Annotated in this window: 15 protein-coding genes; 3 read left to right on the top strand and 12 right to left on the bottom strand. The window is 31.2% G+C overall.

Annotation, left to right across the window (positions count from 1 at the left end; all coding sequences use genetic code 11):
- Nucleotides 1-20: 20 nt before the first annotated feature.
- The 5 genes from bsdE14_RS19965 to bsdE14_RS19945 form a co-directional block, all read right to left on the bottom strand.
- Nucleotides 21-455: a PTS sugar transporter subunit IIA gene (locus tag bsdE14_RS19965; protein WP_264851763.1), complete on the bottom strand. Its 435-nt coding sequence runs from the start codon at nt 453-455 to the stop codon at nt 21-23.
- A 1-nt stretch (nt 456) separates the two neighbouring features.
- Nucleotides 457-2400, bottom strand: coding sequence for a BglG family transcription antiterminator (locus bsdE14_RS19960; RefSeq protein WP_264851762.1), 1944 nt, complete (start codon nt 2398-2400; stop codon nt 457-459).
- Between the two features lie 918 nt (nt 2401-3318).
- A complete protein-coding gene (locus tag bsdE14_RS19955; protein ID WP_264851761.1) occupies nt 3319-4596 on the bottom strand; it encodes an FAD-dependent oxidoreductase in 1278 nt (425 codons plus the stop codon).
- A 22-nt stretch (nt 4597-4618) separates the two neighbouring features.
- Nucleotides 4619-5602, bottom strand: coding sequence for a sulfide/dihydroorotate dehydrogenase-like FAD/NAD-binding protein (locus bsdE14_RS19950; protein ID WP_264851760.1), 984 nt, complete (start codon nt 5600-5602; stop codon nt 4619-4621).
- A 169-nt stretch (nt 5603-5771) separates the two neighbouring features.
- Nucleotides 5772-6875 (bottom strand): D-alanyl-D-alanine carboxypeptidase family protein, encoded by a 1104-nt coding sequence (locus bsdE14_RS19945; protein WP_435382583.1) that lies wholly within the window; start codon nt 6873-6875, stop codon nt 5772-5774.
- 180 nt (nt 6876-7055) lie between these two features.
- Here bsdE14_RS19945 and bsdE14_RS19940 point away from each other — a divergent pair, with 180 nt between their 5' ends.
- Both bsdE14_RS19940 and ytfJ read left to right on the top strand, forming a co-directional pair.
- Nucleotides 7056-7622 carry a DUF2953 domain-containing protein gene (locus bsdE14_RS19940; protein ID WP_264851759.1) on the top strand — a complete coding sequence of 189 codons (567 nt, stop codon included), beginning with the start codon at nt 7056-7058 and terminating at the stop codon, nt 7620-7622.
- Nucleotides 7623-7633: 11 nt separating this feature from the next.
- Entirely contained in the window at nt 7634-8050 is a 417-nt protein-coding gene (gene ytfJ / locus bsdE14_RS19935) for a GerW family sporulation protein (RefSeq protein WP_264851758.1), read from the top strand.
- Here ytfJ and scpB read toward each other — a convergent pair whose 3' ends face one another.
- From scpB to spoIIM, 5 genes are all read right to left on the bottom strand, one after another.
- The gene (scpB, locus tag bsdE14_RS19930) at nt 8051-8665 is read right to left on the bottom strand and encodes an SMC-Scp complex subunit ScpB (RefSeq protein WP_264851757.1); all 615 of its coding nucleotides are present in this window, start codon (nt 8663-8665) and stop codon (nt 8051-8053) included.
- Nucleotides 8658-9419: a segregation/condensation protein A gene (locus tag bsdE14_RS19925; protein ID WP_264851755.1), complete on the bottom strand. Its 762-nt coding sequence runs from the start codon at nt 9417-9419 to the stop codon at nt 8658-8660. Before bsdE14_RS19925 ends, scpB begins: the two co-directional genes overlap by 8 nt.
- 146 nt (nt 9420-9565) lie before the next feature.
- On the bottom strand, nt 9566-10738 hold the full coding sequence (locus tag bsdE14_RS19920) for a D-alanyl-D-alanine carboxypeptidase family protein (protein WP_264851753.1): 1173 nt from the start codon (nt 10736-10738) through the stop codon (nt 9566-9568).
- A gap of 137 nt (nt 10739-10875) precedes the next feature.
- Complete coding sequence (locus bsdE14_RS19915; protein ID WP_264851752.1) at nt 10876-12048, bottom strand: phosphopentomutase; 1173 nt, start codon at nt 12046-12048, stop codon at nt 10876-10878.
- A gap of 367 nt (nt 12049-12415) precedes the next feature.
- On the bottom strand, nt 12416-13042 hold the full coding sequence (gene spoIIM / locus bsdE14_RS19910) for a stage II sporulation protein M (protein ID WP_264851751.1): 627 nt from the start codon (nt 13040-13042) through the stop codon (nt 12416-12418).
- A 132-nt stretch (nt 13043-13174) separates the two neighbouring features.
- On the opposite strand from spoIIM, the gene bsdE14_RS19905 reads away from it, so the two are divergent.
- Entirely contained in the window at nt 13175-13774 is a 600-nt protein-coding gene (locus bsdE14_RS19905) for an NTF2-like N-terminal transpeptidase domain-containing protein (protein WP_264851750.1), read from the top strand.
- 98 nt (nt 13775-13872) lie between these two features.
- On the opposite strand, the gene spo0A is transcribed toward bsdE14_RS19905, so the two are convergent.
- Both spo0A and spoIVB read right to left on the bottom strand, forming a co-directional pair.
- On the bottom strand, nt 13873-14685 hold the full coding sequence (gene spo0A / locus bsdE14_RS19900) for a sporulation transcription factor Spo0A (protein WP_264851749.1): 813 nt from the start codon (nt 14683-14685) through the stop codon (nt 13873-13875).
- A gap of 211 nt (nt 14686-14896) precedes the next feature.
- Nucleotides 14897-16123, bottom strand: coding sequence for a SpoIVB peptidase (gene spoIVB / locus bsdE14_RS19895; protein ID WP_264851748.1), 1227 nt, complete (start codon nt 16121-16123; stop codon nt 14897-14899).
- Nucleotides 16124-16339 lie beyond the last annotated feature (216 nt).

Below are 16339 nucleotides of genomic sequence, written 5' to 3'. Positions count from 1 at the left end.
AATGAATAAACTTCCAAGTCCTATTCATTTATCAGCGAGTAAATTTGTTGTTCATTATCACAGGAAGCAAGCCTTTCAATCATTCCTTCTATCATAAGCTTCTCAGCCACTGACTGCAGTACATTTATATGTGAGTCAGTATCAGTACATGCCAAACATAATACTACATTTACCGGATCATTTGCGCTTCCAAAGTTTACTGGGCTTTTTAAGTTTATAATGGACACCCCATTTTCAATTACATCTGATGATGGCTGTGCATGTGCCAGTGCAAGCCCTGGAGTTATAACTATATATGGTCCCATATCAATAACGGCCTTAATCATGCTTTCTATATATCCTTCTTTTATCTTTCCACTTACTAACAACAGATTTCCTACTATTTCTATAGCTTCCTTCCAATCTTTTGCTTCTACCTTAACTTTTATATTCTCAAATTTAATTAGTTCCTTCATGCTATCCCTCCAAACCGTGCATATTGAGAATAATATCTTTAGTTATTGTTTTGGATTTCAGACTCAATAAATTCAACTCATTTTCAAAAATATATATAAGCTTTAACAGCGAATCTTCATTTTTGTTCTTAACTCCAAGAACAACTAGGTTCCTCACCGTCTTGCTATTTTTATTTCCAAATACTATAGGATTTTTAAGTACTAAGATTGCTGTACAGTTTTCATTTATACCATCTTCAGTACCTGCATGGATAAATGCTGTTTCAGGTACTAAGACCATATAAGTACCAAACTGCTCTACTGCCTCAATCATTCTATTTACATATCTCTGCTCCAATTTGCCTTTATCAATCAAAGGCCTTGCTGCCAGTCTAATTGCATCCTCCCATTTCCTGCAGGACTCAACAATCTGAATGTCTTCTCTTGCTACGTAATTCCTCATATATGTCTGCTTTATTTCTTCCTTTTCACAATTAACATAGGACTTGATAAAATGATTGCACATCATTGCATAGGAAAGCTGAAATAGACGATTTTTAATGAAATCAACATCTTCTTGATATAATAGTGGATTAACTACAATAGCTGGAATATCACTTACCTGATAGTCATTAGTAGAAATAATTAAATTGACTTCATTTTTGTTAAGATAATCCTTTGCATCCCTTTCCGGAAGCGGTCCAACAATAGTACACTCCGGAATAGCCTGTAGTATCCTTGTCTTTAATATTGAAGATGTAGCTATGCCGAAAGAGCAAACCAAGAGCACAGTGAGCTTTGACTTTATTTTAAAGCTGCCTTCATAAGCTGAGGCTATATACATTGCTATAAAAGCAATCTCGTTTTCGTCAAACTCTAAGTTAAATCTCTTTTCGCATTTTAATAATTGCTTCTTAGTAAATTCATATATGAGAGGAATACTTACTTTTATTTGAGACAGGAGTTCGTTTTGAATTACTATTTTATTTCTTATGCGATACATAGCAACTCTTAAGTGAAGTGTCAGACCATGAATAAAGTATTCCTTACTGTTATTGTCCAACGGTTGAATTTCCTGCAGCTCATCAAACAGATACATCGATATTATATTTGCTTCATCCATGTCGTCTTGATAGACTTTTAAGTTATTAGAATTTTGTTCTGTTATTTTCGCATTCATAAGCAAGCTACAGATGTAGGCTTTATCACCAATTGAATATGTATATGAACTTAAGGCATCGATTAAATTTTCATACCTAGAATCTACTCCACATGGAGATACAACTTTGCAGCTATCTATTCTAAGTAGTGTATAATCAAGCAACAGCCTTATCTTCTCTGCTTCTGCAAACCTTACATTAAGTTTATTTTCAACAAGCATCATTATCTCATTTGCAGTTTTATCAAATTTCATTAACTCTGAATTTTCCATAACAACATTCATTATTAATTCATCTGAAATCAATGAGAACAATTTATTTTCAAAGTATTTACGAATCCTATTTTCATCTCCTGATACTGTAATACCTTTACCTTGAATCTTATAAATTTCAATACCTTCTCCGGCAAACTCTTCCTCAACCTGCTGGAAGGCAGAAACTACTGTTTGTCTACTGACGCAGCAGGCATTAGCCAGCTTATCAAAGGTATTAATAGGGTTGCATAGTAGCAGCAGTGAAATAATCGATGAACGTTCACTATTATCCAATGTTCTAAAGCTAAGTGAGTTAAGTTCTCTTCGCAAATTAGAAATTTCTGATTCGTGAGCACTAATCTTTATACCTTTGCTTGTTTTTCTATCAATAATAATTTTTGAATCTGATAAAAATGAATCAATAAAGGTAAGGTCATTTTGTATAGTTCTTGGGCTTACACAAAACTTCACTGCTAACTGCTTGATTGTTACATATTGCCTTTGACAACATAAATAAATTAGAATATCATTTTGCCTTTTTGTTAACACCATATTTTTATCCCCTCAATTAAATAATACACAGTTCAAAACATTCGCTCAATACTAATAGCTTGCAACCATTATAGCAACAATTATATTATTAAAAATATATTTTTATAGCAAAAGTTTTTTTTGAGCTTTGTCCTCTAATCATTCTTTATTAACCAAATAGTCACTTTATGCATAGCATTTAGCAACTAGAAATCTTCTTACTATCGTTAGTTGTTTTTGCAATGACCTCAGTGTCATAGGAAATACGTATTAGAAACATGTACTATGCCTTAATTTTACACTTGTTGAACATCACGGTACAATTGTAAATGGATATTTAATTTAAGGTTGATTATGCAACAGCGCAAACTTATTTACAAAGTGGGAGCAGTACTGTAAAATTTGGCAACGTAGAACAAGAAAAAGTTGCTAAATTAGTATATGGGAACCTATAATACAGTATTGTAAGTAGCTCTTTTGATAAGGACACAGCATTTAGCTCAGGAGACTTTTCATCAGTTGGAGAGGTTAAAGGAACTATGTTTTATTAACAGCCAAAAGGAGATTATGGATTACAACTTCAATTCTCTCCTGAAGATAAACCACTTCTAAAATTTGAAATTAAATAAAGTAAGACTAAATCAAGCCAAAAATCCATCTCGTAGGCGACAGCTTTAATTTTATAAATGATGTGTAAATTTTTCCTTTAGCACTGGATAATAAGCTGCCAATCAAACCTTCTTAAGAATTTTAGAAGGTTTGAACTTAAGAATTTAAGAACTTATCTTTTTACTTCTTTTGCTCATTTATTTTAAAATATTGCAAACAAGCTTTCCTTTCTCCTTTTACTTATAGTTTATACATAATCGTATTTTTAACAGGCAGTTAAAAAATACAGGTTTGAAACTCTACTATTTCGTTTCAAACCTGTATTATACATCAAATCAACTTTGCGTTCATTATATCTGAGAGATTTAGCTTTGCTATTCTACTCCTTATTTCAATAGTGTCTGTGGTATATAATCCAACTTCTTTCATGTGTTCAAAGTATTCAGCACCTGCGAAGGTATATCTGTTACGCCTTCCTTCCTTGGTCATCATCTTGTAGTTTGCATAAGCTATAAGATCTCCAATTGCTGTGTTCTTTGGCAGTATAAGAAGAGGTATTCCAAGTGCATATTTAACTGCATTATGTCCTGCAAGGGAACCAGTACAGATAGCTTCAGTATGACCTACGAATAATCCTCCTTTTTCTCCTGCACAGAACAGATTATCAATGCCTTTAACCTTCATGTCATCTGTTCTAGGAGCTACAGATAGATATCTTATGGAGTTTCCTTTTCCACCTGCATAAGGGTCTAAATACCTTACATTCTCAAGACCGTGTATCTTTCTAAGTTTATCCAGCGGATAATAAGAAGTCATTAATTTTGCATGACCTGTATCAAGAAGGACGATATTCTCTGCAAATTCTTTAAGAGCATATTGCTGACATACTTTTAATTTTAATTTATCAATATTTACATCTTCAGGCGGTACCTTTAATACTACTACTCCTTTTTCATCCAGTTCCTTTACTATTTCTTCTGAAAGGCTTTCCTTACACAGCTTACAGGAGCCGCTGAAGGCACCAAAAACGTCATCTTCTCTTTCTCCCTGCAGGTCTTCTACTCCTGCTCTGCTGCTTATACTTACTCTAGGTCCAAAAGCTGGACAGCGCAGTATACACATTGAGCAGCCATTACCATACCTCAAGCAGTTTCCCATAGGTCCTGTAGAACCTGTAGTTTCAATAAACACATCTCCATCAGTATAAGAACCATCTGAAAGGAATATTCCTTTTATTTTATTTCCTTCTTTTTCAACATCTATAACTCTACTTAAAGTGTTAATTTCTACTCCTATGTTCTTTAGGTAGCTCTTTACTTCCGGCTCAACTAGGTTTACGTCATATAACCATGCATGCTTATGCCCTGGGAATTCTATATTCTTGTGTCTGCTCTTACTATCCGTAATATTTATTAGTTCTCCTGCACCAAGAGCTATAAGCTCCTCAGAAGCAGTGTATCTTCCGTTATTTCTCATTATTCCACCTACGTTTCCGAGGCCAAGCAGCATGTCGGTCTTTTCATAGAGAATTACCTGCGCTCCTGCTTTTTTAGCTGAAATAGCAGCAGCACAGCCAGACCATCCTCCTCCAATAACTATAACTTTCATTATAAACCCTCCATACCTATTACTAAATAAATCTTCTCTCTTTAAAAATATACTTTGGTTCTATTTGAACTTTGCAAAGCTTCTTAACCTTATGTCCTTTATATCTTGTTGAGCAGGCACCGCAAATACCTTCTCCACAACACATTTTAGCGTTATTACAGCAAGAAAATGGAGCTTTATCACCAATATATTCTATAACCTTATAATTTAATATATCAGGTCCAGAGCAATGTATTAGATTTATTTTATTATTTTCCATTAATTTTGTAAGCAGATTTTTAAAATCCTCTGAAAGGTTTCCACCTTGAAGGGTACTGCAATATATTACTTCTGAATTGCACATTTCTAAATATTTATCTATTAAACTCTTTTTATAGTTTGATTTGTCAAAAATAACAATTGTTTTATTGCCATTAGCATATAGCTTTTTCAGAACTGGTACCATTGGCGCTTGCCCAACTCCCCTAGCAATTAATATAGAGATGCCATCTTTACTCTTGTAAATATGCTTAAGACCTAGCTCTCCATTCCAATAAGGTCCCCTTACGAGAATTTTATCCTCATCCTTAAGTGCATCCAATTTTTTAGTTTTAATTCCCTTTACCTCAATTGCTATAGTAAATGTGTTTTCTTCAACATTGATGTCCATTATAGAGATTGGCACATCATAAAATGGAGAAGTTTTATGATCTCTTAAAAATATATAGCTTCCTGGATGTATAAGATTCTTTACCAGTTCATGAGGAGCTAATACAGTGAGGACCATAATTTTATCTTCAGGGTTTTCTTTACTAATTATTTTACAAGTATAGGTCTTTCTGCCTTCTTTCGCCTTTCCACCATTCCAAATATACTCCTGATATATACAGACTCCTTTCCAATTTATACAATCGCAAAAAGTTTTTCCTGAAAGTTGAGAGCATAAGATACAATCACCAGTCTCTGAAAGGTGGCAAGGGCAATACTCAGTACCTGCATCTATGCAATCTCTTATTTCATAGTTCATCCCAACTCCTCCTTAATTCAATATGCAAATCCAAAACTAAAATACATAATTGCTATACTATTAAAATATTTCTTTTTCTTGATTTTGTTACAAGTACTAGATAACTTTATAAAAAAACAATAAAAAATCAGTATTTCCAATTTGAAATACTGATTTAAAAATGCACCATTTAATAAATATTTTTAATGAATTTATGACTTTTGCAGCTGTCCTTAGCTTTTAAGCTAATAGTATATATAGCTTCGTTATCCTTTAATACACAAAGGCTTCCCAATTTATCATCCTTTTTAATACCACCTTTTATAACACTTTTTGGTTTTACTATTTGTACATGATAGCTGGCATCACTTCTTACCGGAAGTATTATATCCTCATCTGTATAAAGCCTTACCTTTTCACTGCTTTTATCACAGATAGTTATTTCAGATACAATATCACCTTTTGAAAACAACTTTTTGTACTCATATTTTTTTTGAACATAGTCATTAATCTTTTTTGTTACATTCCACCTATCACTTGAGTTTAACACAACAATTATTACATCGTTTCCTTTAATATTTACAGAAGTAACCAGGCACTTGCCTGCCTTTCCTGTAAAACCAGTTTTAACTCCACTTGCATTTGGAAGCTGCCATAGAATTTTATTTATATTATGATAATCCCTTGTAAAACCATAAGTTTTTTTATCTACATCCTTTGACTGCACAATTTCATTAAAAAGTGGAATTTCTCTTGCTTTTGCAGTAACTAGAGCCAAATCATATGCTGAAGTATAATGTTCATCACTATCCAGTCCATGTGGCGATTGAAAATGTGTATTACATAGTCCTATCTGTGCTGAATATTCATTCATAAGCTTTGCAAAACCTTCAACATCTCCACCTATTCCTTCTGCAATAGCTATAGCAGCGTCATTTCCTGAGCGCAGCATTAGTCCAAAAATCAACTCTTTTAAGGTTATTTGTTCATTCTTTTTATAACCTACAGTAGAGCCATGAATACCAGCAGACTTACTAGATATTTCAATCTTTTTATCCAAATCTCCGTACTTTAGAGCTACTAAAGCTGTCATAATTTTGGTAGTACTTGCCATAGGCACTAGCATATATGCATTCTTATTATAAAGAACCACTTTTGATTTACTGTCTAAGGCAATTGCATACATAGCATTTATATTAAGTTCTTCTGCTTGAGCCTTTGCAGTAATTATAGGACTTATCATTATTATTAAGCAAATAAATGATGATATTACTTTCATGTATAGCTTTTTCATTATACCACCTCACTTAGTACTAGTATTTATTTTTTTCATTTTAATTTATATTACTCATGAAAATTTTAGGTAATCTGTAACTTGTTATATAGTTATCTTCTTATTCAGTTATTATTTACTGTTAATAATTTTCATATAGATGGTTATAATAACAAATATTAAATAATGGAGGAAATTATTATGTATCTTTTTATAAAAATTCTAATTATTATAGCAGTACTAATGTTTATACCTCTTCCTTTTAGTATAAGACTGCACTACATAGATGAGCCCGAAGTATATATTTATAGATTTAAGCTCAATATAAAAAACATACATATGAAAATAATGAAAAGAAAATTTAAAAAAGTAAAATGTTATGAAAATGATGAGAATAAAGATTTAATCTCAAAGCTTATGTATTATAAAGAAATGATTATTGATATAGGTGGAATTAAGTATAAGCCTAATTTAAGATTAAGATTAAAAAGCCATTATGGATTAGATGATGCTGCTTTAACAGGTATTTCTTACGGAGTTATTTCGGCTTTTTTGGCTAATATGTATGAAGTATTAAAAATATTTTTCAGTATTAAACAATATGACATTTCTGTTGAGCCCGAATACAACAAGTTAACTTTTGATTGTGATTTAAAATGTATAATTTTCATTAGCTTAGCTAAAATTATCTACATGGGCATATTTTTTCTAAAAACTATAAAAAAATCCAAGAAATTAGACTATAGTATAACTCAATCTATAATTTAAGGAGGAACAATATGGATAGTCACCCAATTGAAAATCTAATGAAAACCACTATGGAAAACATAAAAAACATGGTTGATGTTAATACCATCATCGGCGATACTATTAACTGTGGCGATGGAATATCTGTAATACCTGTTTCTAAGCTATCCTTTGGCTTTGCATCAGGTGGAAGTGAATTTTCTGAAAGCAAGCATAGGGAAAGCCTTCTAAAATATCCTTTTGGAGGAGGAGCAGGTGCTGGTGTTACAGTTAAACCAGTAGCTTTTATAGTAATTAAAAATGATACTATTAGACTGCTTCCTGTAGAGTATGACAGTACTTATGATAAAGCTCTTGATTCTATACCTCAAATAATTGAGATGTTTAAGAGTATGTCTAAATCAAAAGAAAAAAAATGTGAAGATAAAGAAAAAGAAAATAAGGAATAATTATTCCTTATTTTCTTCTTTATTTTCATTAGCATCCATATTATCAAATAATTCAATACTTTTTACAATCTCATCTATAGAAGGCATCTGCTTCAAATTATCTAACCCGAAGTGTCTTAAAAACTCATCTGTTGTAGAATATAATATTGGCCTTCCTACTACATCAAGTCTACCACTTTCTTTTAATAGATTTCTATCCATAAGTGTTGTTAATGCTCTATCACTTTTTACCCCTCTGATTTCATCTATACTTGCACGAGTTATAGGCTGCTTATACGCTACTATAGCCAAAGTTTCTAACGCCGCCTGTGATAAAGACTGTCTAGTATTTGTCTTTAACAGCTTTTGAACATATTCACTATTCTTTGCCTTAGTTACAAGTTGATATCCTGCATTAACTTTTATAAGCTGTATTCCTCTATTTTCTTTATTATACTGCTCCGACAATTCCTGCAGCAGCATTTCTGCAAAGCTTGTCTCACATTCAAGAATACTGCTAATATCATTTAATAAAAGTGGCTCACCACTTACAAATAGTATTGATTCAATAATAGAATAATATATATTTCTTTTTGATGCTTCTTCTATTTCCATTTGCTCAGCATAATTATTCATCTGCATCTACCCCCTCGATGTATATTTCAGTAAAACTTTTCTCTTGTAAAACCTTAACAGACTTTAGTTTAATAAGCTCAAGCAGCGCCAAGAAGGTAACCACAACTTCGATTTTACTTCCACAGTCTTTAATAATACTTGAAAAATATAATTTTTTTCCTGGATGAATAATTTCCTTTAGATGATCCATTTTGTCTTCTATTTTAAAGGAATCTACAGGTATTTCTCTTTGAATAACATTTGCTGTATTCATTTTGCTTTCATATATATGAAGTAAATTGTTATAAATATTGTATAAATCCAACATGGTTATATCTTTTAGAATTTCATTTAATGGTACAACATTATTTTTGGGATTTAAATCTTCAATAATTTCTGCTTTCTTTGGGTACATTACACCTGTACCTTCTTCCTTAGCTCTAAGTATTTGTGCAATATATTTAAATTTCTTGTATTCTACTAGTCTTTCTATAAGTTCTTTTCTTGGATCCTTCTCCTCAGTATTTTCTTCTTCCTCATTTTTACTTACTGGAAGTAATAATTTTGATTTAATTTCAATTAAAGTAGCTGCAATTACAATAAATTCTGAAGTTATATCTAAATCCATTTCTTTCATTTCATTAAGATACTGGAGATATTGTGAAGTTATCTCATAAATTTGTATATCATAAATATCCATTTCATTTTTTTTAATTAAATGAAGCAATAAGTCAAATGGTCCTTCGAAGTTTTGTATTTTAATGTTTATTGACATTAACTATCTCTCCTATAATTTATCTGTGTTTGTATATCTATACTAAATAGATTATATAACATTTTTAGGGTTTTATATAGTAAAAAAGTTCTATAAATTAAAATAACTTAATAGGCTATGTATCCCATTAAGCTATTTTAACAACATTAAATTGATTTATCAAATAAGTTTCTAACACTGTTTTTTATATCATCAAAAAATCTTGACTTTTTAAAATCTCTATCTGTGTATACTGGTACTTTTCCAACTACTGCATTGTTTATGCTTATTTCACAATATCCTACTACATCGCCTTTTTTATACTGCTTTTTATTTTTATCTACGCCTATTACACATTTTTTATCTATTTTATTATTAATACCCTTTTCCAACATAATAGAAAAGTCATCTTTAGCCTTTGCTACAAAATACTTGTCACCCTGCTTATTTAAAGAAACTTTTTCTATTTCTGTATCCTTATCTATTAGCTTTTTACACTCAAATTTTGAGAAGCCATAATTTAGCAGCATACTAGCATCTCTATTTCTTACCTTATAACTAGGAGATCCCATAATTACTGATAGCATTCTTACCCCATCTCTAGTAGCTGTGGCAGAAATGCAATATTTTGCTTCTTCTGTAAAACCAGTCTTCAAACCATCACAGCCCTTAAAGAATCTAACTAGCTTGTTATGATTTACTAGTCCTATAGGAGTTTTTCTTCCTTCACTGATTGTCTCCATATATGTTCCTGAATATTTTAGTATTGAACTGTGTTTTAAAAGCTCTCTAGACATAATTGATATGTCATATGCACTTGTTACATGTCCTGGAGCATTTAAACCTGTGCAATTCTTAAAGGTTGTGTCATTCATTCCAAGACCTCTAGCTCTTTCATTCATAAGCTTTACAAAAGCCTCTTCACTTCCTGCTAGATATTCAGCCATGCAAACTGCAGCATCATTTCCGGATGCAATAGCAATCCCCTTTATCAGCTCTTCAACAGTTCTTACTTCTCCTGCATCTAGAAGCATTGTGCTTCCGCCCATTTTCTTTGCATTTTCACTTGCTGTTACTTTGTCTGTGAATTTTATTTTGCCACTATCAACAGCTTCCATTGTAAGGAGCATAGTCATTATTTTAGTTACAGATGCAGGTGGCAACTTTTCATGTGAATTTTTTTCATAAATCACCTTTCCTGTCAATGGCTCCATTAATAGTGCAGATTTTGCATCAACCTTAATGTCCTCCTCTAGGGCATTAGCTTTAAATCCAAAAACTTGCAATGCAAAAATTAAAACTAAAGTAAATGTTAAAATATTTTTTATACTTTTTTTCATGATATTCCTCCTTTCACACGCTTAGTTTTACCAAATTCAAAGAAGATTATCACAATATTTTCAAACAACACTTTTACAAAAAATAAAAAAAGGCTGAATAATCTTTGTAAAAGTTACACAACCTTTTCTTATAGCATTTATTTTTGTATTTCGGACAAGAAAGCGCTTCCATACAGCTCATTATTTATATCTAGTAATCCTAGAGTCGTCTTACCTATATCAGCGAAAGATTTTCTAATTCCTAGATTAGTATTAGCTTTTATTTCTTCGCCATATACAAGTACTGGTATATACTCTCTTGAGTGGTCTGTGCTTTCTGTTGTTGGATCGCATCCATGGTCAGCAGTAATTATTAATACATCATCCTTCTTAAGCTTTGCAATTATTTCAGGAAGTCTGTTGTCAAAATCAACTAGAGCTTTTGCATATCCTTCTGGATCATTTCTATGACCATACTGCATGTCAAAGTCAACTAAGTTAGTGAATATTAAACCCTTTTCAATTGAATCCATGTAATCAAGAGTTTTATCAACGCCATCCATGTTATTCTTTGTATGAACTGCATCAGTAACACCCTTCTTATTGAATATATCCTCTATCTTACCTACTGCTGCAACACTCATGCCGGCTTCACTTATATACTCTAGTATAGTCTTATCAAATGGGTCAAGAGCAAAATCACGTCTGTTTGAAGTTCTTGTATAACTTCCGCTTGTTCCTACAAAAGGTCTTGCTATTATTCTTCCAACTGCCCAATCATCAACTAGCATTTCTCTAGCTATAGTGCACATTCTGTAAAGTTCATCTAGTGGAATTACTTCCTCGTGAGCTGCTATTTGAAATACGCTGTCTGCAGATGTATAAATTATAGGACATCCAGTTTTAACATGTTCGTCGCCCATTTCTTTAATAATTTCAGTACCTGAAGCAACCACATTTCCTATAATTTTTCTTCCTATTCTCTTTTCAAACTCACTTATTATTTCTTTTGGGAATCCTTGAGGATAAGTATTAAGTGCAGTATGTAGAACACAACCAGATATTTCCCAATGACCTGTAACTGTGTCTTTACCCTTTGAAAGCTCACTGCATTTTCCATAAGCTCCAATAGGATTTTCTGCTTTAACTATTCCCTTGATACCGTCAATATTACCAAGTCCTAGCTTTTCCATGTTTGGAAGTCTAAGGCCTCCCACGTGCTTAGAAATATTACCTAAAGTATCACTACCTTGGTCTTTGTAATCTTTAGCATCTGGCATTTCGCCTGCGCCAACACTGTCTAATACAATTAAAACTACTCTTTTGGTCATATGTTTTCTCCTTTCTTTTAATTATGTAAAATATATATTAAAGTATAATATCTAAAATAGAATAAAAGCGTGAAAATTAAAATCACGCATCATAATGATATTATACTTTTAAATATCAAAACCTAAGCACTAAAAAGTAATTTAAATATGTATATATAATTATATAATATTTTATAATTATTGTCTATTAGATTATAAACAAGAATACTGTTGTCATAAATATTCGACTTATATATAGAATATAAAAAATAATCCACTATTTGAGGAAGCAAAACACCAAAAATAATTAGAATTAAAAAGCATTTTATTATATTTAATACGAAATCATAAAATTCTTGTCTTAAAAACACTTTGCAACACTTCCAAATTACAGTATTAGTTTAATCAATAATGGGCTAATATATGCTTCAATTATAAATCCAAAGCACATAACTAAAAATACTATTAAAAATGCAAAAGAATATGATACTATTTTAACCCAAATACTTTTTGTCCATTTATTATTAATCTTTTCCTTTAAAAAATTCAAGGAAAATTCCATTGCAATTACTGAACAGAAAATTATACATGGTATATATATTATATTCTGAGGCATAATGCCAAGCAAAACAACTCCAATGCCCTTACTGCCAATGCCATTTAAAAAAAAGCTGATACTAAAACCTAAAGTAAACCCCTTTATGACATCAACTACTAAAATTATGGGAATTCCTATCATTGTTAACCCTAAAAACCATATTGCACATGTCATAATAAAATTATTCTTAAGTGTACCCAAAAAGACGTTTTTATTATTTATGCTTTGAGATTTTATATTGGTAGTAAAATTTTGAATATAGCTTACTAAATCACTTTTTTCAAAATCTCCCATGTACTTTACAGCATATATACCAAGAACTACTCCCGTAAAAACACATAATAAGCTTATAATGTATAGCCAAAAATTCTCCTGGAGATGCTTATTAAAGTTACTCGCTAATTTATCGTTTTTCATTATTTATCCCCCTTTGTTAAGCATATATAAATATCTATGATTATTAAAATAAGATTATGCATAAATAAGTATACTTAACTAGTATCTAAGCATATACTTTTATTGCCTATTATTTTTTAGGGGGACTTCAAAATGAAATTAACCTTTAAAAGATCACTTTGTCTGCTAGTAATAACAGCGCTATTTCTTTCTTTAATAGGCTGTGCTAGCACTAGCACGTCAAAGCCTGATTCAGCTGTTTCTGGCTTCTTTGATGCGTTAAAAAAAGAAGATGTAAATTCAGCAGCTAAATTTGTTAAAACAGATAGCAAAAATGAGATATCTTATAAAAATGCAGATGAAGAAAAAATTGCTAAAGCAGTGTTCTCAAAGCTTGATTATAAAATTGAATCCTCTGTGGTTAAAGGTGATACAGCTACGGTTAATGCAAAAGTAACCACAGTAGATTTAGTTAAAATTACAGGAAATATGATTTCAGATTTATTACCAACACTTATGGCAAAAGCATTAAGTGGAGAAGATCAAAATGAAGCCGAAACTGAAAAACTTATTAATCAATACTTTACAAACAGCATTAACGATCCAAGTGCTATGAAAACAACCACCGATGTCACTATAAATCTAGTCAAAAGTGAAGACAAAAAGAGCTGGCTGATTGATCCAAATGATGACTTACTTAATGCTATGACAGGAAATCTTCAAAATGCATTTAAGACCATGAATTCTAACTAAAAAAAACTCGATAGTCTCATAATAAGGAGACTATCGAGTTTTATAGCATTAATTACAAATTGTGAAAACAAACTAATATAAATTTTTAACTAATAATTTTAGCTAACTTTATTTTTTAATCTTAGCTTATCAGCAACCATAGCAATAAACTCGCTATTTGTTGGCTTGCCTTTATCATTGTGAATTGTATAGCCAAATAACTTATTTATTGTATCAACTTGTCCTCTACTCCAAGCTACTTCTATAGCATGTCTTATAGCTCTTTCAACTCTACTAGCTGTGGTATTATACTTCTTTGCTATGGATGGATATAACTCTTTTGTAACTGCTGATAGAAGTTCTATATCATGCACAACCATATTTATAGCTTCTCTCAAATACATATAGCCTTTGATGTGAGCTGGAACTCCAATTTCATGTATTATATTTGTTATTTCAGCTTCTAAATCCATTGGCTCATTTTTGTTAATCTTAATTTCTGTTGTATCCATTATTGAAACTGTCTTTTTAACTTCATCACTTGATATAGTGTTGTTGAACATTTGTCTTATTCTCTTTGTAAATACATCCATATCAAAAGGCTTAACAACATAATAATCTGCACCAAGAGTAATAGCTCTTTGAGTAATCTTATCTTGTCCTACTGCTGAAAGGACAATAATTCTTGGCAATGGATCTATGTTCATAGTGTTTAACCTCTCAAGTACTCCAAGTCCGTCAAGATGAGGCATAACTATATCAAGAACAACTAAATCTGGTTTTTTCTCTGCTATTAACTTTAATGCTTCAACTCCATCTTTAGCAATACCAGTTACCACAATATCTCTTTGATTTAATAAATAGTCGTTTAAGATGTTACAAAATTCTTTGTTATCATCTGCGATTATTACACTGATTTTTGAATCCTCCATAAATTTAACTCCCTTCATTTTAATTCCATATCAATTTTTAATTCCATATCTTAACAATTTATAAATTCGACAAAAGTACGATAATTCCTTCCTACATTATGAACTTTTTTATTAAATATAAAAAAAATAAAAATAAAATGAACATAAATAACAAATTTAATTATTTATGTTCATTTAGAATAGATTTTATTATATTTTTATTTAATTAAGCTTATTTTGTCAGAATATCAGCATCCTTAAGCATCCATTCTATATATATTCCATACCCTACATCAGGTTTGTTTATAAGAACGTGAGTTACTGCTCCTACTATTTTATCATTCTGTATTATTGGGCTCCCACTCATTCCTTGAACTATACCACCTGTTTTTTCTAACAACTCAGAATCTGTAACTTTTATTATCATGCTTTTGGGTCCTGGTGAATCCTGCTCTAATAATTTTTGTATTTCTATACTGTAAGCTTTAGGTTCTTCTCCTTGTACCGTGGTTATAATCTTAGCCGGACCTTCTTTTATTTCATTTCTTAGAGCAACTTTCATTGGTTTATCATACTTTTTATTTATTAAACTTTTATCTGCACTTCCAAATATGCCACACTCTGTATTTTTACTTACACTTCCAAGTGAAGAATCTTCATCCACAAATATGCCCTTTAGTTCTCCCGGACTTCCTCTTAGTCCTTTTCTTACTGATACTATTGAAGAAGACACTATTTGTCCGGTACTAACATTTAAAATAGTCCCAGTATCTATATCAGTTATTGGATGTCCTAATGCCGCAAACCTTTGGCTTTTTGCATCATAAAAAGTAAGTGTACCAACGCCAGCAGTAGAATCTCTCACCCAAAGTCCTATCTTATAACTATTATCACTATCATTTTTTATTGGTGTAACTTTTTTATTTATAATAGTACCTTTTCTTTCAATAGTTATTGCTAGTTCATTACCTTCAGAACTATTAACCAGACTTGCTACTTGTTCAGCACTAGATATTTCCTTTTTATTTATTTTTATTATACTGTCACCAATCTGTATCCCTGAAGAAGCTCCTGGACTAGTTACTTTTCCTTTAGCAGTCTCAATATCTGATAAGGCTACAACTAAGACACCTTTTGTACTTATCTTTACTCCAAGCGGCTGCCCACCTGGATAAAGCATAACCTCTGAAGGAACTGCTTTAACGGAAACTGATTTAATTGGTAGCAATCCTAGAAGTTTAACCTTTGCCTTTTTTTCAGTTTCTTTTTTGTCTATTAAATTTGATACCTTTACGTCATCATCCTCAGAGAATTTAAGTAAATAATCATAGGTTATATTTTGGCCCTCTCTGATAAAAATGGTATTTGGTATTTTGTCAATTTTGATGTACAAGCTAAATGCCAGATATAAAATAGGAGCTAAAAAACAGCATAATAAACAAATTCGTTTTTTCCTCATGTTTTTACCTCCTGTCTTGTTTGTTTATCTAACTTTAACTTGCCCTTATAAGTTTTTATTATGCTATTAGATAGTTTGAATAAAAGTCAAACTCTTTTACTAAAGTACAAAATATGATAAATAATAAAATATTAATCATTAAATGAATTGGAAATTTGCCAATATGTTTTTTTACAAAAAAAAATCATAACAAAATTGTTATGATTATATTATTCC

Origin of the sequence: Clostridium omnivorum (assembly GCF_026012015.1) — a bacterium.
GTDB lineage: Bacteria > Bacillota > Clostridia > Clostridiales > Clostridiaceae > Clostridium_AX > Clostridium_AX omnivorum.
The sequence above is the reverse complement of the archived record's forward strand: the minus strand, read 5'-3'. Positions and strand labels throughout refer to the sequence as shown.